This is a genomic window from Arthrobacter sp. 260, from assembly GCF_013116745.1.
In the GTDB taxonomy this organism is placed as follows: Bacteria; Actinomycetota; Actinomycetes; order Actinomycetales; family Micrococcaceae; genus Arthrobacter_D.
In genome coordinates, this window is sequence record NZ_JABFOE010000001.1 from 148,729 (window position 1) to 170,694 (window position 21,966).

Annotated in this window: 23 protein-coding genes and 1 tRNA gene; 14 read left to right on the forward strand and 10 right to left on the reverse strand. The window is 60.2% G+C overall.

Going from position 1 to position 21,966, the window contains the following annotated elements; all coding sequences use genetic code 11:
* Positions 1 to 8 precede the first annotated feature (8 nt).
* Together HMI57_RS00745 and HMI57_RS00750 are read left to right on the forward strand one after the other, a co-directional pair.
* Positions 9 to 1,226 (forward strand): pyridoxal phosphate-dependent aminotransferase, encoded by a 1,218-nt coding sequence (locus HMI57_RS00745; protein ID WP_171583992.1) that lies wholly within the window; start codon positions 9 to 11, stop codon positions 1,224 to 1,226.
* Positions 1,227 to 1,247: 21 nt separating this feature from the next.
* Complete coding sequence (locus HMI57_RS00750; protein ID WP_171583993.1) at positions 1,248 to 2,102, forward strand: PPK2 family polyphosphate kinase; 855 nt, start codon at positions 1,248 to 1,250, stop codon at positions 2,100 to 2,102.
* 70 nt (positions 2,103 to 2,172) lie between these two features.
* Here HMI57_RS00750 and HMI57_RS00755 read toward each other — a convergent pair whose 3' ends face one another.
* Positions 2,173 to 2,424, reverse strand: a complete 252-nt coding sequence (locus tag HMI57_RS00755; protein ID WP_171583994.1) for an exodeoxyribonuclease VII small subunit — start codon at positions 2,422 to 2,424, stop codon at positions 2,173 to 2,175.
* Positions 2,421 to 3,773, reverse strand: a complete 1,353-nt coding sequence (gene xseA / locus HMI57_RS00760; protein ID WP_171583995.1) for an exodeoxyribonuclease VII large subunit — start codon at positions 3,771 to 3,773, stop codon at positions 2,421 to 2,423. The genes HMI57_RS00755 and xseA overlap by 4 nt, the downstream gene beginning before the upstream one ends.
* A 181-nt stretch (positions 3,774 to 3,954) precedes the next feature.
* Here xseA and HMI57_RS00765 point away from each other — a divergent pair, with 181 nt between their 5' ends.
* Both HMI57_RS00765 and HMI57_RS00770 read left to right on the forward strand, forming a co-directional pair.
* The gene (locus HMI57_RS00765; RefSeq protein ID WP_171583996.1) at positions 3,955 to 4,827 is read left to right on the forward strand and encodes a hypothetical protein; all 873 of its coding nucleotides are present in this window, start codon (positions 3,955 to 3,957) and stop codon (positions 4,825 to 4,827) included.
* A 142-nt stretch (positions 4,828 to 4,969) separates the two neighbouring features.
* Positions 4,970 to 6,055, forward strand: coding sequence for a 4-hydroxy-3-methylbut-2-enyl diphosphate reductase (locus HMI57_RS00770; RefSeq protein WP_171583997.1), 1,086 nt, complete (start codon positions 4,970 to 4,972; stop codon positions 6,053 to 6,055).
* Between the two features lie 31 nt (positions 6,056 to 6,086).
* Here HMI57_RS00770 and HMI57_RS00775 read toward each other — a convergent pair whose 3' ends face one another.
* A complete protein-coding gene (locus tag HMI57_RS00775; protein WP_171583998.1) occupies positions 6,087 to 7,385 on the reverse strand; it encodes a DNA recombination protein RmuC in 1,299 nt (432 codons plus the stop codon).
* 86 nt (positions 7,386 to 7,471) lie between these two features.
* Here HMI57_RS00775 and ychF point away from each other — a divergent pair, with 86 nt between their 5' ends.
* From ychF to HMI57_RS00790, 3 genes are all read left to right on the forward strand, one after another.
* A complete protein-coding gene (gene ychF / locus HMI57_RS00780; protein ID WP_171583999.1) occupies positions 7,472 to 8,557 on the forward strand; it encodes a redox-regulated ATPase YchF in 1,086 nt (361 codons plus the stop codon).
* A 614-nt stretch (positions 8,558 to 9,171) separates the two neighbouring features.
* Positions 9,172 to 9,408: a hypothetical protein gene (locus HMI57_RS00785; protein WP_171584000.1), complete on the forward strand. Its 237-nt coding sequence runs from the start codon at positions 9,172 to 9,174 to the stop codon at positions 9,406 to 9,408.
* 314 nt (positions 9,409 to 9,722) lie between these two features.
* Positions 9,723 to 10,271, forward strand: a complete 549-nt coding sequence (locus HMI57_RS00790) for a hypothetical protein (protein WP_171584001.1) — start codon at positions 9,723 to 9,725, stop codon at positions 10,269 to 10,271.
* Positions 10,272 to 10,369: 98 nt separating this feature from the next.
* On the opposite strand, the gene HMI57_RS00795 is transcribed toward HMI57_RS00790, so the two are convergent.
* Both HMI57_RS00795 and HMI57_RS00800 read right to left on the reverse strand, forming a co-directional pair.
* Positions 10,370 to 10,909 carry a uracil-DNA glycosylase family protein gene (locus HMI57_RS00795; protein WP_171584002.1) on the reverse strand — a complete coding sequence of 180 codons (540 nt, stop codon included), beginning with the start codon at positions 10,907 to 10,909 and terminating at the stop codon, positions 10,370 to 10,372.
* Positions 10,910 to 11,048: 139 nt separating this feature from the next.
* Positions 11,049 to 12,767: an AAA family ATPase gene (locus HMI57_RS00800; protein WP_171584003.1), complete on the reverse strand. Its 1,719-nt coding sequence runs from the start codon at positions 12,765 to 12,767 to the stop codon at positions 11,049 to 11,051.
* A gap of 98 nt (positions 12,768 to 12,865) precedes the next feature.
* On the opposite strand from HMI57_RS00800, the gene HMI57_RS00805 reads away from it, so the two are divergent.
* Positions 12,866 to 13,654, forward strand: coding sequence for a hypothetical protein (locus HMI57_RS00805; protein ID WP_171584004.1), 789 nt, complete (start codon positions 12,866 to 12,868; stop codon positions 13,652 to 13,654).
* Positions 13,655 to 13,781: 127 nt separating this feature from the next.
* Here the strand turns inward: HMI57_RS00805 and HMI57_RS00810 are convergent, their stop codons facing one another.
* The 4 genes from HMI57_RS00810 to HMI57_RS00820 all read right to left on the reverse strand — a co-directional run bounded on the left by HMI57_RS00810 (position 13,782) and on the right by HMI57_RS00820 (position 15,408).
* Complete coding sequence (locus HMI57_RS00810; RefSeq protein WP_346655105.1) at positions 13,782 to 14,378, reverse strand: class I SAM-dependent methyltransferase; 597 nt, start codon at positions 14,376 to 14,378, stop codon at positions 13,782 to 13,784.
* The gene (locus HMI57_RS19335) at positions 14,375 to 14,509 is read right to left on the reverse strand and encodes a hypothetical protein (protein ID WP_267313527.1); all 135 of its coding nucleotides are present in this window, start codon (positions 14,507 to 14,509) and stop codon (positions 14,375 to 14,377) included. The genes HMI57_RS00810 and HMI57_RS19335 overlap by 4 nt, the downstream gene beginning before the upstream one ends.
* A gap of 62 nt (positions 14,510 to 14,571) precedes the next feature.
* Positions 14,572 to 14,739, reverse strand: a complete 168-nt coding sequence (locus HMI57_RS00815) for a hypothetical protein (protein ID WP_171584006.1) — start codon at positions 14,737 to 14,739, stop codon at positions 14,572 to 14,574.
* Between the two features lie 111 nt (positions 14,740 to 14,850).
* Positions 14,851 to 15,408: a hypothetical protein gene (locus HMI57_RS00820; protein WP_216607029.1), complete on the reverse strand. Its 558-nt coding sequence runs from the start codon at positions 15,406 to 15,408 to the stop codon at positions 14,851 to 14,853.
* 567 nt (positions 15,409 to 15,975) lie between these two features.
* Here HMI57_RS00820 and HMI57_RS00825 point away from each other — a divergent pair.
* Complete coding sequence (locus HMI57_RS00825; RefSeq protein ID WP_171584007.1) at positions 15,976 to 17,007, forward strand: hypothetical protein; 1,032 nt, start codon at positions 15,976 to 15,978, stop codon at positions 17,005 to 17,007.
* A gap of 160 nt (positions 17,008 to 17,167) precedes the next feature.
* Here the strand turns inward: HMI57_RS00825 and HMI57_RS00830 are convergent, their stop codons facing one another.
* On the reverse strand, positions 17,168 to 17,560 hold the full coding sequence (locus HMI57_RS00830) for a hypothetical protein (RefSeq protein ID WP_171584008.1): 393 nt from the start codon (positions 17,558 to 17,560) through the stop codon (positions 17,168 to 17,170).
* Between the two features lie 151 nt (positions 17,561 to 17,711).
* On the opposite strand from HMI57_RS00830, the gene HMI57_RS00835 reads away from it, so the two are divergent.
* The 5 genes from HMI57_RS00835 to HMI57_RS00855 all read left to right on the forward strand — a co-directional run bounded on the left by HMI57_RS00835 (position 17,712) and on the right by HMI57_RS00855 (position 21,920).
* Positions 17,712 to 17,870, forward strand: coding sequence for a hypothetical protein (locus HMI57_RS00835; protein WP_171584009.1), 159 nt, complete (start codon positions 17,712 to 17,714; stop codon positions 17,868 to 17,870).
* A 373-nt stretch (positions 17,871 to 18,243) separates the two neighbouring features.
* Positions 18,244 to 19,218, forward strand: a complete 975-nt coding sequence (locus HMI57_RS00840) for a hypothetical protein (RefSeq protein ID WP_171584010.1) — start codon at positions 18,244 to 18,246, stop codon at positions 19,216 to 19,218.
* A gap of 573 nt (positions 19,219 to 19,791) precedes the next feature.
* Positions 19,792 to 19,865 (forward strand) — tRNA-Met (locus HMI57_RS00845).
* A 754-nt stretch (positions 19,866 to 20,619) separates the two neighbouring features.
* On the forward strand, positions 20,620 to 21,519 hold the full coding sequence (locus HMI57_RS00850) for a radical SAM protein (protein ID WP_171584011.1): 900 nt from the start codon (positions 20,620 to 20,622) through the stop codon (positions 21,517 to 21,519).
* Entirely contained in the window at positions 21,516 to 21,920 is a 405-nt protein-coding gene (locus HMI57_RS00855) for a DUF6375 family protein (protein WP_171584012.1), read from the forward strand. The genes HMI57_RS00850 and HMI57_RS00855 overlap by 4 nt, the downstream gene beginning before the upstream one ends.
* The last annotated feature ends 46 nt before the right edge of the window (positions 21,921 to 21,966 follow it).

The window sequence follows — 21,966 nt, forward strand, 5'->3', positions numbered from 1 at the left end:
CTGTGTAAATGGCAGAATTCAAGCAGTCGACTAAGCTCCACAACGTTCTCTACGACATTAGGGGGCCGCTGCTCGATCATGCCAAGTTCATGGAGGCGGAGGGACACCGGATCCTGAAGCTCAACATCGGGAATCCGGCGCCATTCGGGTTCGAGGCCCCGGAAGCGATCCTGGTCGATATGATCCGCCACCTCCCGAAAGCGCAGGGCTACAGCGATTCCCGGGGCATCTTCTCCGCCCGGACCGCTGTGGTGCAGTACTACCAAAGCCACGGCCTCACCCACATGGACGTCGACGACGTCTACCTGGGGAACGGGGTCAGCGAACTGATCACCCTCTCGCTGCAGGCGCTGCTCAATAACGGCGACGAGATCCTGGTGCCCACCCCCGACTATCCCCTCTGGACTGCCTCAGTGAGTTTGGCCGGGGGGACCGCGGTGCACTACCTCTGTGACGAGGAGAATCACTGGTGGCCCGATCTGGAAGACCTGGCCTCCAAGATCACCAGCCGCACCAAGGGGATTGTGTTGATCAATCCCAACAACCCAACCGGTGCCGTTTACCCCCGGTCGATCATCGAGGGCATGGTGAAGCTGGCGCGTGAGCACGGTCTTATCATCTTCGCCGACGAGATCTACGAGAAGATCCTGTACGACGACGCCGTCCACATCAACGCGGCCACCGTCACCGGCGACGACGTCCTGTGCCTGACCTTCAGTGGCCTGTCGAAGGCCTACCGGATTGCCGGATTCCGGAGTGGGTGGATGGCGATCACCGGGCCCAAGCACCAGGCTGCCGATTACATCGAGGGCATCAACCTCCTCGCGAATATGAGGCTGTGTGCCAACGTGCCGGCCCAGCATGCGATCCAGACGGCACTCGGTGGCCACCAGAGCATCAATGACCTCATCCTGCCCGGGGGCCGGCTGAGGCAGCAGCGGGACAAGGCCTACCAGCTGTTGAACGAGATACCCGGGGTCAGCTGTGAACTCGCCCAGGGAGCCCTCTACCTGTTCCCGAGGCTGGACCCAGAGGTGTACCCGATCAAGGACGACGAGCAGTTTGCCCTCGACCTGCTCAAACAGCAGAAGATCCTGATTTCCCATGGCCGGGCCTTCAACTGGATCAACCCTGACCACTTCCGCATGGTGACTCTGCCCAATGTTGACGATCTTGAGGACGCCATTGGCCGGCTGGCCGAGTTCCTGAGTACCTACAAGCCCTAGTCCGTCTTCGAAAGGACCACGATGCCGTCAGCGCCCGCGTTCAAGACAAGCCCCACCCAAGGCCTTCTGGCGGGGCCGGATGTGGACCTGGCTTCGATCCGGCCGCGCTCCACCCCGGGGTTTTCAGGTGGCAAGAAGAAGGGCAAAGCCAAACTCGCTGAGGGGAACGCCCAGCTTTCGGACCTGCAGGAAAAACTGTTCGCCGAGAGCAGGTTCGGCAGCGAGATCTCCCTGCTGGTGGTTCTGCAGGCGATGGACACGGCGGGCAAAGGCGGGATCGTCCGCCATGTGGTGGGGGCCGTAGATCCGCAGGGCGTGAAGCACTATGCCTTCAAGGCTCCCACCCGCGCCGAGAAGCGCCATGACTTCCTGTGGCGTGTCAGGAAACAGCTTCCCGGGCCGGGGATCATCGGCGTTTTCGACCGGTCTCACTATGAGGACGTGCTGATCCAGCGGGTCCGCGGGATGGCGGAGCCCGCAACGATTGAGGAGCGGTACGGCATCATCCGCGACTTCGAGGCCGGGCTGACGGAGAGCGGCACCCGCATTATCAAGGTGATGCTTCATATCAGCCCGGAGGAACAGAAGGAACGCCTGACGGAGCGGCTGAAACGCAAGGACAAGCACTGGAAGTACAACACCGGTGACCTTGACGAGCGTCAGCTGTGGGATGAGTACCAGGTGGCCTACCAGATAGCCATCGAGCGGACGGCTACCCCCGACGCCCCGTGGTACGTGGTTCCGGCGGACCGCAAGTGGTATGCCCGTATTGCGGTGCAGCAGTTGATCATCGATGCGCTGCAGGACATGCAGCTGAGCTGGCCGCGCGCCGATTTCGACGTCGCGGCAGAGAAGGCACGGCTGGCGAATTCCTGACCCGGTTCCGCCCGGCGGTCAGCTAGGCAGCGCCACGTCGTGGTTCAGCGTTGCCCGGTGATATGCCGGTTTAGCCCGACTGTTCGGCCTTGTCCCGCGCCGCGGCGAGACGCTTCTTGGCGCCTTCGAGCCAGGATTCGCAGTGATCAGCCAGGGCCTCACCGCGCTCCCACAGGGCGAGCGAGCGCTCCAGCGTCACCCCGCCGGCCTCGAGCTGGCTGACGACGGCGACGAGTTGCTCCCGGGCCTGCTCGTAGGACAGGGAACTGACATCTGCATCCGGTCCGGTCTCACCGGTCGATGGCGCTGTGGGTTGGCTCATGGGATGTCCTTCGGTTCGGTGGAGGGAGATACGTGGCTGGGGGCGAGCGCTGACGCGGCCAGGTCGCCGCGCGCCAACCGGATTTTAAGCAGAGTCCCAGCGGTGACGGTTGCAGCATCACGGGCGACGGACCCGTCAGCCAGTTGGACCACCGCATACCCGCGGTCAAGGGTGTTCTGCGGCGACAGTGCCCTCACCTGTGACCGTAGGTGGTGCACCCGGTCGATGTCGCGGGCCACTGCCGAGGTGACAGCCTGGCGTGCCCGTCCACGCCACCGTTCGACGTCCTCCACCCGCACTGACACCATGCCCTCGGGCTGGGCCAGGACCGGGCGGGATCGCAGATGGGTGAGACGCTCCGTTTCCCTGGACACCAGTGTGTCGATGGCGCGTGACAACTGTGCGCGCGACTGGCGGATCCGCTGAAACTCCTCGGCGACGTCGGGAACCACACGCTTCGCGGCATCGGTGGGGGTGGAAGCCCGCAGATCAGCGACTTCATCGATCAGTGGACGGTCGGCCTCATGACCGATCGCGCTGACAACCGGGGTACGGGTGGCAGCGACGGCCCTGACCATCTCCTCGCTGCTGAACGGCAGGAGGTCTTCCAATGACCCGCCGCCGCGGGTGATGATGATGACGTCGACGCTGGGGTGGGCATCGAGCTCTGCCAGAGCAGCGGTCACCTGGCCCACACACCCCACCCCCTGGACGGCGACTTCGCGGATTTCGAACTCCACGGCGGGCCAGCGAAGACTGGCATTGCGCAGGACGTCCTTCATGGCATCCGATCCGCGACCGGTGATCAGGCCAATCCGGTGGGGCAGCAGCGGCAGGGGCTTGCGCAGCCGCGCGGCGAACAGGCCCTCCGCTGCCAGCAACTGGCGAAGGCGTTCAATTCTGGCCAGCAGGTCGCCCAGTCCCACCTGCCGGATCTGCCAGGTCTGCATGGACAACCGTCCGGTCTTCAACCAGAAATCGGGCTTGAGTTGCGCCACCACGCGCGAACCGTGCTCGAGGGGAAGCTCCAGCCGGGACAGCACATTGCCCCGGATGGTCAGGGGCAGCGACACCTCTGCGTCGACATCCCGCAGCGTCACGAAACACATGTTTGACCGGCGGTTGACCTCGATCACCTGTCCCTCCACCCACGCAGCGGGGGCCCGCTCAAGGTGGGCCTTGAGTTTCTCGGACAGAAGATGGAGGGGCCACGGGCGATCGGCGGTGGTCTCGGCGGCCGTGGCGGGCGGCGTCGTCGGCCCGCCTTGCCTGGCGTCAACCAGCGGAGGCGTCCCGGTTGGCGCACCCGCAGCGAAGTTTGGCGGCTGCGCCGCTCCTTCGTTCTTCATTAGTTGACACTCCCAACGCTCGTGGCGGGAACAGGCGGTAGACCTTCCACACGCACACCTGTTCCCCTAATGTCTATCAGCTTGCACCCCCTCTGGGTGTCCACGCCGGGTAGGTGTGGAGGAATAGTGGTGTAGGAAGTGCATAATCGATACTTCTGCCACTACAAGCCAGGGACGACACATGCGGACAGTCGGTGCAGCACTCTTGGTGCTGATCGCGGTGGTACTTGCGGGCGTCGCCCTGCCGGGTGCCTGGATCGAACGGAACCTCGTGCAGGCTGACGGTTTTGTTGAACTCGCCGGGCCGCTCGGCGCTGATCCCGAGTTCCAGGCCCAGCTGACGGACGCTCTCGCCACTGAGGCGACCACGGCCGCCGAGCTTCCGCCAGCGCTCGCGGACATCATCGAGCCCTTGATCGCTGATGCGGCAGCCACCGTCGCTGCCCTGCCGGGGTACCCCGCGGCCTGGGACGATACGCTGCGCCGCTCCCATGAGCTGAGCTTTCCGACCGAGGTGAATCTGGGCACCGGGGTGGAGTCGCCCCAACCCCTCAGGCTCGATCTGACCCCCGTGCTGTCACTTGCGCTCCAGGAGGTCGGCTCGGGAATCGGTATTGAGGTTCCGGAACCCGCTGAGACCTTGATCGAGATCGGTCCGGCAGAGCAACAGGCGTCTCTGGGGCAGTTGGCAGCCGTCTCTGGTCTGTGGCCCGTCCTGCTGATCGCAGCCGGGATTAGCGCACTGCTTGCCATGGTCGTTGCCCGGCGGCGCGGCACGACGCTGGCACTGCTCGGCGTCGGGATCGCTGTCGTCGGTGGGCTCTACTGGCTGGCCTCCGGCGCGGCGCCGGGAGCCGTCGAACAGTTGCGTGTGCAGAATGCCGCCATTGAAAGTCCCATTGCTGCACTGTTCAGGGAGGGCCTGGTAGCGAGGGCTGTAGAAGATGCCCAGCCGCTGGCATTGGCAGTCGTCGGAGTGGGAGTGGTGTGCTGTGTGGTGGGTGTGGCGGCGAGACTCCTTGGCGGCGGACGGCGTCGGGCCCAGCCGGCCTAGCTGCGAGGGACCGACCGAGCGGATCAGCGCAGCCGGGCTGACCCTGATTGACCCACCCGGATTAGCCCACGCAGGGTTAGCTCTGAGCGGATCACAGCTGGCGGCTTCGGGTAGTGCGGCTTCGAGCCGTTAGCATTGAAGGATGACCAGCACAGCCGTCTCAGTGCCCATGCCTTCGGTACCTCGGAGGCGGCGTTCGCCTGCCGAGATCGACGCCGCGCAGCCCGTCGAGGGGGGACGCAAAGTCCTGCTTGCCGCTCCGCGCGGTTACTGTGCCGGAGTGGACCGGGCCGTGATCGCCGTCGAAAAGGCGCTGGAACACTACGGTGCCCCGGTGTACGTCCGCAAGCAGATTGTTCACAATCTGCACGTGGTCAGCACCCTGGAGGCCAAGGGTGCCATCTTCGTTGAAGAGAACGAGGAAGTGCCCGAGGGGGCACTGGTGGTCTTTTCCGCTCACGGAGTGTCACCTGCAGTGATCCAGTCGGCCGAAGACCGGGGGCTGCGAACCATTGATGCGACCTGCCCGCTGGTCACCAAGGTCCATAAGGAAGCTGTCCGTTTCGCGCGCGACGATTTCGATATCCTGCTGATCGGCCATGAGGGACATGAAGAAGTCGAGGGAACCGCGGGGGAGGCGCCCGACCACATCCAGATCGTCAATGGGCCCGAAGACGTGGACAAGGTAACGGTGCGCGATCCTGAGCGGGTGATCTGGTTGTCCCAGACCACGCTGAGCGTCGACGAGACCATGCTGACCGTCAACCTCCTGAAGGAGCGGTTCCCCACCCTGCAGGATCCCCCCAGCGACGACATCTGTTACGCCACTTCGAACCGTCAGGCCGCGATCAAGAAGATATCGCCCAGTTCAGACCTGGTGATTGTCGTGGGGTCGGCCAACTCGTCGAACTCCGTGCGGCTGGTGGAAGTGGCACTTGAGTACGGCGCCAAGGCATCCTACCGGGTCGACTTCGCCAACGAGGTTGACGAAACCTGGTTCGAGGGTGTCTCGACGATCGGCGTGACCTCGGGAGCGTCAGTGCCCGACAACCTGGTTCAGGACGTGCTGCGTCTGCTGGCCGAGTACGGGTACGGCGACGTCGAGGAAGTGGTGACGGCTGAGGAGGACATCATCTTCTCGCTGCCCAAGGAGATCCGCGCCACCCTGAAGGCAATGGGGGACTCCACCAGCGGTGTCGGTGGCAGAGGACCCCGGCCGAAGCGCTGATCTGCGATCATCGGCATTTCCGCAGCCGTCCCTAAGCGCTGCGGCGGTCGTCGTCGCTGTTGGAGTTGCTCTCGTTCAGCAGTTCGGCAGCGCTCAGGAGCCGTGGCGTCGATTCCACCGGCGACACCCGCAGCGGTCCGGACTTCTCTGCCGGCTGTGTCGAGTTGCCCAGTGATGCCGAGTTGCCCAGTGATGCCGAGTCGAAGTCGTTGATCCGTCGGGCTGTCGGCAGCACCCGTGTCTCTAGGGTCCCCACAAACGAGTTGTATTTCTCCACCGAGGATTTCAGCGAGTTGCCGAGCTTCGTGACGTGCTCGCCCATGGTGCCCAGCCGGTCGTACAGCTGCCGGGACAGATCGAAAAGCTCCTTGGCGTGCTCGGTCAGCACATCCTGCCGCCAGCTGTACGCCGCACCCTTGAGGATGGTCAGGAGCGACACCGGCGATGCCAGTGCGACATTGCGGGTAAACGCGTAGTCGAGGAGGCCCGGATCAGCCCGGAGTGCGGTGGAGAGCACCGACTCCACCGGGATGAAACACACCACCAGCTCGGGGGTGTTCTCTACTCCGAGCCAGTACCTTTTCCGGGCCAGGGCATCAATGTGAGCGCGGAGAGCCTTCGCGTGCTGTCGCAGGAGGAGGTCCCGCTGGCCCGGTGCGTTTCCCTCGCCGGTCTCGGATCCTTCCGGTAGCTCATGGGCGTCAAGGAAGGCGGCCAGCGGTACTTTCGCATCCACCACCAGCTGTTTGCCGCCGGGCAGCTGCACAATCATGTCCGGCCTGGCAGCAGAATCCTTCGCGCCGGCGTTGAGGGTGATAGTGGCCTGCTCCAGGAAATCGACGCGGGCCAACATCCCGGAGGCCTCCACCACCCGGCGCAACTGCACCTCACCCCACTGCCCGCGCGCGCTGTTGCTGCGGAGCGCAGCAGTCAGGGAATGAGTCGTGGACAGAAGCTGTGCATCCGAGTGCCTTGCCTCGCGGAGCTGCTCTGCGAGCTGGCCGAACTGTTCCACCCGGTCGCGTTCAAGAACACCCACCTGGGACTGCAGGTGGTTCAGCTTGTCCGCGACCGGCGCCAACGCACGCAACACCGACTGGTCGCCGACCGATCGATTGGTGAGGTCCCGGTTCTGGGCCACCAGCATCCGGTTCTCAGCAGTCGCCGTCGCCAGGGCTGCGGTGGTGCCGCCCAGACGGCCGCCGACGTCGTCCAGTTCCTCCGTCAGTCGCTGTATCCGGGGGCGAGCCGCCCAGCCCATGCCAGCGGCGCCGACTATTGCCCCAACAAGGAGCGCCAACACGATCAGAACCACAATGAATCCATCCATGGCACTACAGTGACAGTCGCCACCGACATTTTGTGGATCCGGCGGCGGCGCGGTGGAAGCCGGGGCAAACGGTAGACTCTATTCCCGTGGCTCTTACTATTGGCATCGTCGGACTGCCCAACGTCGGCAAATCAACCCTTTTCAACGCGCTAACCCGCAACAACGTGCTCGCAGCGAACTATCCGTTCGCAACGATCGAGCCGAACGTGGGGGTGGTCAGCCTGCCGGACGCGCGTCTTGGCCAGCTGGCTGAGATCTTCGGGTCGCAGCGCATCCTGCCCGCCACCGTCTCCTTCGTGGACATTGCGGGAATCGTCAAGGGTGCATCCGAGGGGGAGGGGCTGGGTAACCAGTTCCTGGCCAACATCCGGGAAGCCGAGGCCATCGCCCAGGTCATCCGCGTGTTCGACGATCCTGACGTGATTCATGTCGACGGCAAAGTCGACGCGCGCTCCGACATGGAGACCATCAACACCGAGTTGATCCTCGCCGACCTCCAGACCCTTGAGAAGGCCATTCCGCGGGTGGAAAAGGAAGTCAAGATCAAGAAGCGGGAACCTGCCCAGCTGGCTGCGATGATCGCGGCCCAGTCGGTGCTGGAACGCGGCGACACCATCTTCGCGTCGGTGGCGAAGGACAAGCTGGAGATGGAGCACCTGCGCGAGCTGAGCCTGCTCACCGCCAAGCCCTTCATCTACGTGTTCAACGCCGACGACTCTGTGCTGGGCAATGAGGAGAAGGAAGCGGAACTGCGCGAACTCGTCGCCCCCGCCGACTGCATCTTCCTCGACGCCAAACTCGAATCCGATCTGGTGGAACTGGATGAAGAGGAAGCCCGCGAGATGCTCGAGATGAATGGCCAGAGCGAATCGGGCCTTGACCAGCTGGCACACGTCGGTTTCCACACCCTCGGGCTGCAGACCTATCTGACGGCGGGCCCTAAGGAAACCCGGGCCTGGACCATCAACAAGGGTGCGACGGCGCCCGAAGCGGCAGGGGTCATCCACACCGACTTCCAGCGCGGCTTCATCAAGGCAGAGGTGGTGTCCTTTTCGGACCTCGTCGACGCCGGGTCTATGGCCGAAGCCAAGTCCCGCGGCAAGGTGCGCATCGAAGGCAAAGAGTACGTGATGGGCGACGGCGACGTCGTGGAGTTTAGGTTTAACGTGTAGTTCCGTCGCGGAATAACCTCTGCCGCACAGGGTAAGAAGTAAACCCTGTCGTGCCATCGGGGAATTCATCGAGACCGATGCCACTGACCGGTTAGCCAAAAGCAGTGACGGCTCTCAGGACCAGCTGGCGCCGAGTGGAATCGAGGTTTCGTCGCGGCTTCGAATCGACGCCGTCCGTGTGCGGAGCTTCAAGAGCCAATTGTGATCGGCCGTTTTCGGCTGCATCCAGAGCGCGACAATCACCCCGATCGTTGCTACCCATGAAGCCTTCTACCCCAGCACCAGGCCGGAGCCACTGTCCTAAGGACCGTTCAAATGGAAGGCTCAAGGCGAGACCATCCAACCAACCTGCCGCGGCCATCGCTGCGCTCAAACGAGACAAGCATTGGATCATCCATTCACTCACCCAGATAATTTTCGCGACTAGGCAGGGTTCCGGTGATGGACTAACTGTGGAGTACAGCCAGAACTGTACGTCGCAGGGCGCACCTGCACCCGCGGTTGCACCGCAGGAAGACACTGTAGTGGAAGGGCACAGGACATCCGACTTGTTCCTCCGCGGTGGGGGGCGAGGTTGACGAGGGAGGAAAGATCATCAAATCGGGTCTCACCTGGTGAACGGCGAGCCTCCGATGTGGCGCATTGTCGACGGGAAGAAACTGGTCAAAGAGCAATCCTCCACTATGAGACGTGAAGACGAAGTGGAAGACCTCGTGGTCTCAGACCCATCGTGTCTGGGCAAACCGCTGCTCATCATTGGGCGGCAGCGACGGCGTTCTATTACTGAAAACGGCGGTGTCGATATGCTCGCGCTCGATGCGAATGCGACCACTGTGTTAGTCGAGTTCTAGCTGGGTGGGGCCATCCGAGACACCATGAGCCAGGTTATCGAGTATTAGGCCTGGGCCACGACGCTGGACACAGACCAGATACTAGCCGCGTTCGAACGTAATCGGCCAGGTATGGACTTAGCCGAAGCCTTTCTCGAACGCTTCGGCCACCCTTTAGCGCCAGTCCTACACCTATCCCATGAGGTCATCATCGTCGCGGCGACTGTCGACTCGAAACTGAGCTCAGCATCCGGGCGTTACATCAGTGGGGTTTGCCTATCAACTTGTTCCGCTACCGCTGTTACCGCGATCTCCCCGCTATCGAGTTTGGCCCCTTGATCGAGACTGACCAGGACAGGGAGTCCGGGGCGCCGAGCAGGGGGCGACTGGTATCAGCCGGAGAAGTCGCACGGCTCCATGCCTCACTCGACAGCTTCGACACACGCTTTGAGGAGTTTAGGCCCATTCTTGAGGCACTCAAGCGCCCGCCGGCTGCAGCCACGACATCTCATCCTATTGCCGATATGAGCGGCATTGACCAGCACATCATGCTCTTCTGGCTGACACACGCGAGGAGCCTTGCTGGGACTTCGTACCTCCGCTTCCTCTACGAGCTTTCCCTGCACTGGCTGCGCACTCAAGCTGCTGCGGGCCTGGAATTGGAGGTGCTTGACGACCTGATATTTGCAAAACGCCTGGCGAAAGCCGCGACTGCAACAGGCGAATGGATCCACCTTAAACGCCGTCCTGATAACTTGATGGACGCGCCAGAACCCTTGATGGAGTTGGTGCCTGAGTGGAAGCGCCCTAAAGGAAATCCACTCGTTAAGGGGTACTTCAGGAGCGAGTCCAACGGATGGCCTGGGGCAGCCAACCAGCTATAAACACCGGCTGCAGCCGGTCCTGGGGAAGCTTGGCCGGGCACGGGAGGGCAATGGCTCGCGGAGCAGGATTGCGCAGCTTGGAGTCTCAGGTCGTCCGCTTACTCTAAGTTCAGTGTCGCCATGACCTCTGCCGCCAACTCAGCCTTCAAGTAAGGGCGTGGCAGATTGAATACACGTGCACCCCACGAGTTCAGCAGGCTTTGGTAACCAGGTTTCGCCTTCGTGCCCAATAGTGCTTCGACCGGTGGGGCATAGATCGCGATGACGGTGGGAACCTCATGCGCAGCCACATTGCTTTCAAACAACGCTTTGCCATACTCAATCTCACTGTTGGGTAGGTCAGCTGAGCTTCGTGTCGGCCTGCGAACGAGGTCAGCGAAACCGACGCCAGCCTGAAGCGCCGCCCGTTCGGACTGACGCTCACCTTCGTTGAGCTCAATGAGCCCTGCTTTCACCAGCATCGTGATCCGACCGCGCGCGCCCTTCCCTTGAAAATAGTGTCCGGCCGCAACACTATCCAGCGAGAGATTGATTCCGACTATCACCACCCGCGGTCGAGCGGGCCAGACTTCGGGCAAGGTGAGTACCTCTGCGCCCATCCACTCGATGCGTTCCTGGTACCTGATGAGGTCGGCCATGCTGTTAGCTGTCCGTTCCTATCCTCGGAATCCGGACTGTCCTACGCCGACATCCAATGCCACCGATTAAAAACAGCACTTCCGGTGATACCTGCCCACAACATAACTGACATTATGTTGTGCCTTTCGAAGGTTCGGACTAAGAATGACGGTTGGCGGCCTCGATTAGGGCAATGACTTTCCTTACTTGCCTCTTCAAGTCAAGCGGCCAGTCATCCGCCCACAATATGGTTGCAGCTTTCGAAACGGCGACCTTGCTCGGTTGCTGTATACCTAGCCGCGCTGAAGCGAGGGGATTCGACCATTGATCCTGAGTGGGTAGCATGCGACCCCCAATAGATGGATGGGCGGCACGTACCGCACGAGTGAGGACGTGTTCGGGGACGTAGTTTTCTATAGTGTAGCCCGCGGTCACCCAAGCTAGGCTCGTTGTTGGGTCCTCCTGGAGACCAGCGATAACTCGCTGCTTACTAGTGTTGAGCCGGGCGTGTTTGCTCTTCCTATCTGAGTCAATGAGAACCATCATGTAGCGGTTAAGATTTCGAAGCGAGATGAATTCGTCCACCTCCTCCGCATCAAGAGGTGAGAGCGCGCTAAGTAAGGCTCCTCCGTAAAACATCAACGAATAGTGTGTGCCCTCGATAAACCTTCCTGGTGCAAGCTTCTCAATCCAGTATTTGAGGTAGATGCGATCGGAAGGTCCTTCGACCCATAAGACCGCGTTCGTTTGGACTAGGTCCGACGGGCGGTACCCGAGATCTGCGCACACCACAGCACGAGCCCTCGCGGACCCTGCGAATCGCACGCTTGATGCACCACTGTTGCGGGCAACGTGAAAGATGCTTCCGATCTCAGAATCCAGCATATGAGCGGAATGTGTCGCGATAAAGTACTGATTTGTTGTGCTCGATGAAAGGTAACGGAGAAGTTTGCGCTGAAGTACCGGGTGAAGATGTACCTCAGGTTCTTCCATGCAGATAATCGAGTTCTGCGTAACTGTCGCTGCGGCCGCGATAATGACCACTTCGTGGACCCCGGTCCCGACATTCTCAATCGGTAAGGTTTGACCACCTTGGGTAACATGGATTGTTGATAGGTCATGCGGGACGTCGATAGTAATACTTGGATCGTCGAGCACAGCACGGACGAAATCCTGTACCTTCCCGAAAAGCTCCTTATCTGCCAGTCGATCCGTTGACGGATTCTGTAACTCAAGTAGACGGCGCTTGATGCTCAGCCCGTTCAGGTCGGGCGCTTCGTTATTGCCGGCTGAAATTGTTCTCACACCACTCACGGTGAAGGCGGAAGGGGCAGCCGGCCTTGAGGAGCATATCCACCGGAGGACTCTGTATTCGTCCTCGCCCGCTCCGCCTCCGCCGGAATGGGTCAAAAGCATGGATAGGTCACGAGCCACCGGGCTGCCCGCCGATTCTCGAGCCATCTGTTTCAAGGCCTCTTGATCGGTACCAACACCGTTGGTGGGAAAGCCCACAACATCAGATTCCAGATTTGGAAAGGTAATTCCCCGAAGTTTCAGAAAAGCGGTCAATTTGCTTAGTGTCTGCGGCGACTGAGATCTAACGGTTTCCCACTCGAGTACGTCCGCAAGATCGTACAACTCCCATCGCATGAACGAACGCTCCGCGTCTCCGAGCGGGCGATCCCAAGAGGATGGTGGTGCGGCATCACTCCCATATGTATCGGCGATGACACGCAAGATATTCGATTTTCCCGTGTTGTTCTGACCGACGATGAGATTGATTCCACGGAGGGGAAACATCAGCGCCAGCTGATCCGAAGGAAAACTCCTGTAGCCGCGAAAAGCGAATCCTTTGATACTCGTCATGGTTTCAATCATTGCCTACACCGTGGTGAAGGCGTTCGTTTTGAAGGGAATCGAGGTGGATCATTCTCGCAGACGGGTATCCGGGTATAACTCACCGGTACGATCTAGCCATGACCGAACGCCAACAAATCCAAAACTCCGGATCGAATTTCACCCAGGTGCTGGACGCTGCGGCGAGGCTACCAGGTGCGAGGATCAGCAGGGCCGCCTACCTGCGAACAGCGCTCAAGCGCCATTGCACCGAGGAGCAGATCGCCAGGGCAATCGCCGAAAGTCCAGCGGCAGCGGGTATTCCTCTCAAGGTCATCAATGAGATAGCAAACACCTCCATCGTGTATGAGACGAGTAAGGTCACGGGCTTGTCGACCATTGCCGGCATTCCCGGCGGCCTGGCGATGGTCGGCACCGTGCCAGCCGACATAGCGCAGTACATGGGGCACATGCTTCGAATCTCCCAGAAGCTTGCCTACATCTACAGTTGGCCTGATCTGTTCGCCGATGATGGCGAAGATATCGATGAAGCAACCGAGAGCATGCTGACTTTGTTCGTGGGTGTGATGTTCGGAGTGCAAATTGCCCAGGGTGGTGTCGCCAGAGTCGCTGGAATGATCGCCGGCAACGTAGCCAAGAAACTACCCCAGCAAGCCTTGACCAAGGGAGTCGTTTACCCAGTTGTGAAAAGAGTTGCTGGCTATATTGGCGCGAACATGACCAAGAAGATCTTCGCTAGCGGAGTTGCTAAATTCATCCCCGTCGTTGGTGCAGTGCTGTCTGGGGGACTCACCTTGGGAACGTTTCTTCCCATGTCCAAACGACTACAAAAACATCTGGCCAGTTTGGAGCTCACCAAACCAGGACACCGAACCGATGAGACAGAGATCATTACCCTCGGGTCGTAGGCTGACCTTCACGAGGATCCTTACTGAAAGATGTCGGGGGATGCGGGACTGGGTCCTAGCGGGTGCCGTTTGTGACCCCGTCCGACAAGTTGCACGGAGGTCTAGTTGGTTGTCAACCAGGGCAGTGTCACGGTTTGTGGGCCGTAACGACCAGACTGCCGATGCCCTGCCCGGCTGGCTCGCCCTCGAATCCGCCGGAGACCTCGTTGACGACCAGTCCTGCCTGGCTGAGCATGGAGCGCAGATGCTCTTCTGAACGGAAGCGCAGGGTGCCACATCCAATATTCTCCGTGCCATCAGCGCCGACTTCATTAGCGAAGAATTCAACCAAGCCGTTCGCCTCATCAACCTGGGTGGTCTGGTACCATTGCTGGCTTTCCCCTTCAGGGAGTTGGACAGCTTTGTGGCTGCGTTCTTTCGTCCAGGCTTCCAACCCTCGTCCCATTGGGTCACGGCTGTCGAAGGCCAGTCGGCCGCCCGCGACAAGGTGGTGAGCGATATCGGCGAATGACCGGGCTAACTCTGCGTCGTCGAGAATTTCCTGAATAACGTTCGCGCTCATGATTGCCGTGTCGAACTCGTAGCCCGGTGGAATAGCTGTCGAATCACCCTCGATCCATTCCATCTGACCGGCGTTCGGCTTTGCCTGCGCCGCTTCCAGTCTTGACCCATTTGGGTCCACACCTGTGACTTTGCATCCTGCCAGCGCGACCGCCAGAGTCACGCGTCCGGTGCCGCAGCCAAGGTCGAGCACCCGGGCAGCAGCGACCGATGTGGCGAATTTAGGAAGAACTCGTCGTCAACGCCCCAGGTGTTGACCACATCGTACAAATCAGAGGCATGAGAGTCAGTCATCGAGCCAGAGTATCTGACCCGCCCGCATCAGTCTGGCCGCCACCGGCACGGGTGAACCGATATCAGATCGACGGCATCGTCATCGCGGCCAGTTTTTTGACGGTGGGAGACGTCTCGCGACCTAGCTTCTGGTCGAGAACTACTTTCAACTGCGCAGCGAAGATCTCGCTGCGCAGCATCCTCAGCAGCTCATTCGTGTCGACTGCATCATATTCCCGGTGTCCAGCCATCAGCTTCCTCCTTGGCATCGCGCTCGTTTCACTCTTCCCTGAAATAAGGGCGTAGCGCGTGAGGTCATGCCTGCAACACCTGCGCACCATCCTATGATTCTTTCTGGGCAGTCACATTGAGAACTCAGCCCACAATGGATAGTGGTCGGAGATCCGCCAGGACACTTCGTTGCGAGTGAGATCGGTGTAGAGGTGGGGGATAAAGTCGAAGTGTCCGGCCCGGCCGGTGTAGGTCATTGATTCCAGCAGTGAGGTTCCATCGGGTTCTGAAAACCAGGCGATCTGGTCGTAGAAGTGGTTCGAGCCGTCGGCGCCGAAGATGGTTCTTGGCACTGTGTTCAGTTCCGTGGGTGGCCACAGCCCGGTGGAGATGAATGCTTCGAAGAGCGGATCGTCGATCCGGTCGAGGTTGAAGTTACCCAGCACGAGAAGGTTCTGGTTCCAGTCCTTGGGCCGGTCCGCCCAGGCTCGCATCCACTGTGCAAAAGCGGTGATCTCTGGAAGCCTCCGCGCGGGGTTATCTCCCCAGAGGACGTGAACAGTGGTCAAAAGGAAGTCGACCCCACCCCGCGCGAATTCTGCGGCATATGGGGTGCGTGCAAACTGGTCGGCCGGTCCCTCAGCGGCCGGCGGTAGAACAATCTCGCCGACAAGGCCTGAAGCCTGCACCCGGTCAGTGTCGTAAAGGAACGTCAGGCGTTCTGTTCCCCGCCGAACCCTCGGTGACATCCGAAGTGATGAATTTCCAGGTCGGACCTAATAGGGCCATAAGTGTCCGCAACGCAGTGTCAAGGACGAGCGCTTCGCTCTGAACCCTTCGCCCAGCGCGAGACACCTATTGACTGGCGTGATAGACCCCAGCGGAGTTCGCTCGAAGAGCTTCAAACCCGCGGTAGCTCCCACCCTTTGCGACCGGGAACACCAGTTGGGTGGGTGGAGCCATGTGCAGTCTTCCCAGGTGAAATGGGCACTTTTACGCTTTGAATAAGCTCAAGCCTTAGCGGCTTAGCTCTCGCTAATTTGGTTCTGATGGTGTTCACCAGTAAAGGTAATCCAATGACGTCAGTAATACTTGGCTTGCTCGGGGCAGGCTTCTTGAATGTGCTGTATTTGACTATGCGCTCTGAATGGCCTGAGTCGTATATGTCAGTCCGCACTGCGCTGGACAAGGCTCCGCGATCAAGTGCGTCGAGGTACCTCCTTTTCCGTTGCATACCTACCTATGCGGTGGGAATCTTGCTGGCCATCACAGTGGAACGATTGGATGGTAACGTCCTGGTCGCCTTGATCTGTATGGGTGTGCCGTATGCCCTGCTGAACGACGGGCGCGCCATGTGGCGTTTGCGGCGCCGAGGATCAGGTCGCGGCCCTGTGCTGTGGTTCTACTACGTCTTCAACCTGGTCCTGATCACGGGGCTTGTGGCGCTGTCCTTGACTACCTACCGCGTTTACATGGAATTCGTTCCGGAGCCCGATGAGCTTATTTTCGCCCTGTGGACCGCCGTCTTCGCCGCCGTGCTTGCCACAGCTTTTCAGCAGCTCTTGCGAACCCCAAACCTAAGTGTCGAACAAAAGTTGGCAGCCGCTCGAAAGGACATGGGTGAAGGCACTTGGGCATATGTGGAGGAGGCGGCCTCTAACGCCAACTGCGAGCCGGTACTGATGCGTGCCATCGTGGCCGCCGAAGCGTTGCAACGCCCGCGGTGGATGCGGCGCTTGGAGCGAGCCAAAGGACGTGTCATTCCGGAGGGCAGCTATGGAGTTGCGCAGATGACCGCGTCCAAACCGTTAAGTGATGCCCAATCCGTGCAAGCTCTCTGTGACCAGCATGCTGGATATTATCCTGTCCGAAATTCGGCAGGTTACGTGCGCGATGCCCTGCTCAGGGCTCGTATAGAGAAACACAACTCCAATCCCGAATTTGTGGCGTCTGTCATGGAGTTTTATCACCACTTGACCCCATGGGTTCAGCACCATTCAGCGAGTATAAGTTATGACGGACGACCACATATTGAAGTCGTCGGAGTGCAGAGGATAGGCAGTCAGTTCGAAATTAAGGGCTTTGCGGTTATACCGAGTTCCCAATTATGCGCCGCGTACTGCGACGACGCGGGCTGGCATTCCCCGGTTGAAATTCAGGATCCGGGTGATCGTCGGCAAGGGTGGGGGACTCGGGTGCCGCTGGAAGCGACACAGGTGGTCGTCTACGAATGTTCCAATGGAAATCTTGACGACCAAAATTCCGTCACTTTGAGTTTGGAGTATTAGTGAAGTCCGTCCAGCCTGGACATTCCGAGAGGCGGACCATCGGGCGCACGCCTGCGACCCAATGTTCGCGTCGTGTTGTTGCACGATGGGTATCAGACCACTGAACGCGATGAAGTTCCGCCTCAATTAGGCATTTGGGGCCTGGCCTTGGGGTACGACTCTAGCTGCCTGCTTTTCGGATTTCTTCCTGCAGCCCCTGCGCGAAGAACTCGGGGATCGGCGATTGGGTGTTCTCAGAAGAAATCCAGTAGTTTCCCGTGAGTCGCCCATAATCGTTGAAATCGATCTCGGCCTTCCACGTGGTTAGGCCACTATTAGAGCGCATGGTGAGATGGACAGTCATTCCAGAGGCTAGTACCCGGGCGACCCGCGGGGTCTTCCTCCCGATTCGATCTGCGGCGTCGTTGAAATCACGCTGCGTTACTGTATCGTCAAACTGAATCGGAGTGCTCTTGCGGCGGTTGGTTACCTGATTTGATCGATAGGTCTGCACGATGCCGTTGCCAATGAGAGCAGCGAAGCCACCGATAATCGCCTTGTCGAAAAATCCCACGCCGCCTCCAATTGAAATCTTGTAGAAAAGAATACCCGCAAGAGGGGCCCTTGCGGCACGCCTCGATCAAGAAACGTCGCCAGACGTTCAAGCAATACTTCGAGTTGAGAGCTTTTTCAATCTGGGTGTGACTGAAAGCGAAAATCCGCAAATGAGCGATGCACCAAACCTGCGCCTGCTCGTTCCAGCCAACAACGAGGGCAACTGGTCTGACTATGGACGCCGACGATTTCAGGTGGTGCCGTCAGCAACGACCAGCAACATAGCCAACCGGATGACGAGGCGCCAGCGCTCCGGGAGTTGCGAATAGCGCTCTAGCACCAGAGAGACCACGTCTTCATCGGTGAGGAGTCGAACACCGGGGCGGGCGTTCCACTGCCAATGCCTCGCGGCTGTAGGAGCCCAATGTAACGAAGAGTGCCAATTCACCCACGCCCTGTGTGCCGATTAGCTGTTGAACCTCGGGAGAGCCGATGGTCCCGGTTCGCCTGTCAGGCGACCAAGAGCGAGTGCGTCGCTCATCGAATGCACCTGTCGGCGGCCAGACTTTCATGGCTTTGCGGGTTCCGCTAACTGTACGGAGCAGTATGTTGCGGCCGGTACGATGGGGACTGCTGATGTGTTGAAACCACAATGACGAATTCCGCCGTTCAGTACTGCGGAACCAAGATTTAGCTGATGTGATGGCAGTTGCCGAGCCGATGCCGCCAGCGAGCGTGCCGTCCGAGGATAGAGAAGGCCAGTTCATGACGTCTCAGACCTGGTGGGAATTGCTCCCGCTCCATGAAACTCTTCTAATCTGCGCTGGGCAGCATGCTTCCGCCGCCTATGAGATTCTGGATGAGGATGAGCCGAGGGCGGCCTCCTTCGCCGCGGTGCGTGCTAGCATCCACGCTGGCGCGGCCGTTGAACTTCTGAGCAAGTCCCTGCTCGCGAAAGAGCATTTGGCGTTAATCATGGAGAAGCCTTCCGATGCTGTGCCGCCCAAGAATCACCCTTTGGAGCTCGGCAAGACTGCTGACGCAAGCCCCTTGCAACGGCTTCTTTGTAGTCACCTCAATCTCGATAAGAAGGTCGAGGACCTCGGCGCCCAGATTCTCAGCAACCGGAACTACGCCGCCCACGCGGGACTCGCCACTCAGGGGTTGACTGAAGTCGTGGACCGCCTCGGGCTTTGGATTCACTTCGTCCAAGGTGCGTCCGGTCTCCTCGCAACGAGCTGGCTGTCCGAGTATGCCGCGCGCACGCAGGAGCGCCGCTTTAACGCATTTGCACTCGCGCTACACGAGAAGCTACTCAGCGCGAAGATCGTCTTCGAGAGACGGCGGGATTCCCGGCAGAAGGGCAGCAAGGACTTCGAGCAGTGGGCGGAGCAGCTCGAACATGCACTCGCGGAGTCCGTGGGCCATGAGATCGGCCCCGACGTGGACTACGAGGAGACGTGCCCTTCATGCGCGCGGACGGGTCGTATGTGGGGCGTCATCGATGACGTCGAGTACGAGTACGAGGGTCCCGGCGAATACTCCCAGAACGTTGTCTTGACCACGTATTTTAGGTGCCCCGTCTGCAGGCTCAAGCTCGACGACACTGAGACCGCGGCCGTGTTCAACCCCGGCTGGGTCGACTTCAGCGCGCGGTTTGAGCGTGCCACCACGTAGGTCACCTCGCCGTCGATCAAAAGCGCCCACGGTGCCGGAATAGAAGCGCCGCAGGGGTAGCCGCGCTAGGCCAGATGACTTCGGATGAGTCAAGGACTTCTTCACGAAAATTCGTACAACATTTGCATGATGCGATGAAGCGGCGGGCGTGGCGCGACATGATGCTTGCTTCGCGACGAGCGTTGGGTTAGGGGCGGTAAGAATGAGGATTGGGGGGATAACTTGGTCCCGGAAGGGCTTCCCGCTGCTGCATGCCCCAGTGGTGCCCCGATGGGCTTGCTGCCATAGATCACCATCTATGGCGAGGTGAAGGCAAAGGTCATTCAGCTCTCGAACGTCGTGGCGTTAGATTCAATGTATAAGACCCCCGTCTGAATCGATAGAAATGCCGCCCCTGTGAAACATAAGGATGCCGCGCGTGCAGCGGCTGTGTCTTGAATGACCTCGGGGCGCCGGACACTTTCGCCGTCCCTGAGCGTAACCGGCTCCGCGGGAAACAGCTCAACCGCCCCGGTCCTGGCGTGACCTTGATTTGGTGTCTTCATCGTGTAGTGCGTAAGGTCGACCATGCGCCGCGGGGTGGAGCAGTTCGGTAGCTCGCTGGGCTCATAACCCAGAGGTCACAGGTTCAAATCCTGTCCCCGCAACAATAGGGCACCTACTCACGACCATGGTGAGTAGGTGCCTGAACTTCATTAAGCCGGATTCACGGTCCCACGATGAGCGCTTGGTGGAGGCTCCTCACCCACGCCGAATGGGGACGCGTCGCCCTAGGATTGCCACATGACCAGCATGCAGCGCACACTCGAAGCCGTCCGGGACAAGATCATCGCAGCCACCACTGAGGCCCGCGCGATCGCCCAGTTGAAGCACGACGAGCCCGGGCCCAGGTTTGGGGACTAGGCCGGATGGACGATTCGCCGGCGTGACGGACGACCAGGACCTCCATTAGGTGACTCCGAGACCTTTCTTTGTCACGGAAAGCGGTGGAATTTGGATTAGATGTTTCCCCAGGATCGTGCAGGCCAGGTTGGATATACCGGTTCGTAGACCACACAGAATCCGCATGAAGTTTGTTGAACGGCTCGATCGATGAACGTGTCGTGTTATAAGTTGTTCGCGGCTGGTGGTCGAGTCGCATAGTATTCGTACGTGCGGTCGAACGGTCGACCACACTCCCCGGCTCACTTATGTGCCGGGGATGAATGACGCTATTGGTCAGCCGGTGTCTCAAGTGAACTGCCTGCTGGAGATCGAATCTGCTGCACGATCGCGAGTTCAGCCTCACGGTGGTAACGCGACAGGCTGCACCGCACCCATAGGCGTCGTGCGGTCGAATCTCGGTGAAGGTCGGCCGCAGCCGCATTGCCCTGTACCGGGGCAAGACGATGGGAGATTAGTATGCGGATCCGCCTTGGACCCGACGGCATGCACCTTTTTGACCGGCAGTCCGGACTGAACGTTCTTCTCGACGAGGTCGCGCCATCTGAGCATGCCTGGTCGTCTGCGCCGCGCCAGGTCTCAATCGCGGTGACGAACGCCTGCGACCTGGCGTGCTCCTACTGTTACGCTCCGAAGCACCACGCGGTCCTCGATATGAATTACCTGCTCAGCTGGATGGACGAACTAGACCAAGCAGGGGCCCTCGGCATAGGCTTCGGAGGCGGCGAGCCGACCCTGTACCGGCACCTTCCTGAAGTCTGTGCGCACGCGGCAGAGAACACCGACCTCGCGGTGACGATGACAACCCACGGCCATCGCTTTAACGCTGACCTGATCTCGCGCCTTCGCGGTACCGTGAACTTTGTTCGTGTCAGCGTCGACGGGGTCGGAAACACCTACGAGCGACTCCGTGGCCGCAGTTTTGCGGACCTGCGGGTATCCTTAGATGCGATTGCGGCCGACTTCCAGTGGGGGATGAACAGCGTGATCAACCAAGATACAGTCGCGGACCTGGATGCCATCGCTGCGCTCGCCGAGGCACATGGGGCCTCCGAGCTTCTGCTGCTGCCAGAACAGCCAACCGCCGGAACGCCCGGGGTGGAGCAAAAGACTCTGCACACACTGGAGAACTGGGTCCTTTCGTACACTGGCCCCGTGCCGCTCGCCACATCGGCCGATGCTGCGCTCGGCGTGCCGATCGCGGACGCTCTACCCGGCGAAGTCGGCCTCCGGTCGTACGCGCACATTGACGCAAGCGGAACGGCTCGGACCTCGTCCTACGCCTCCAGCGGCGTTTGTATTGGAGATGATGGAGTGATGGCCGCGCTCAAGCAGCTCGTCCGGATGGAGGCGGCATGAAGGTTTGGCACGGGTACGGGACCGAGCACTCGATGAACCTGAAGCTGATCGGACATTTTGCGGACGCCGACGAAGCGCGCGCAGCGGTGAAGGCCATTGCGACCCTGACTGCAGCGGCAGAGTTTGAACGCGCAGCCGGCCGTCTGGAGTACGGCGAGCCACTCCGCCTCTTCAGCGACGAGCTTCTCGCCGCGTTGAGCGAGGTGAGTATCCACAGCCTCGGGTACGCCGACGTTGAGCAGTTCCTCTACGACACCGATGTCCAGGTCGATGGCTGCAACGTTGTCGTGCAGACCGACGAGATCGACGTCATCGCCTACATCAAGGTGCTCATCGCCAGGGGAGCCAAGGTTGAGATGTACTCCAACCACGACCACGGCACCGGGGTGGGAGGCCAGTAGTGTTCGCAGCACCTTCTGAGCGCTACGCCGGCGCGCTCGATGCGGA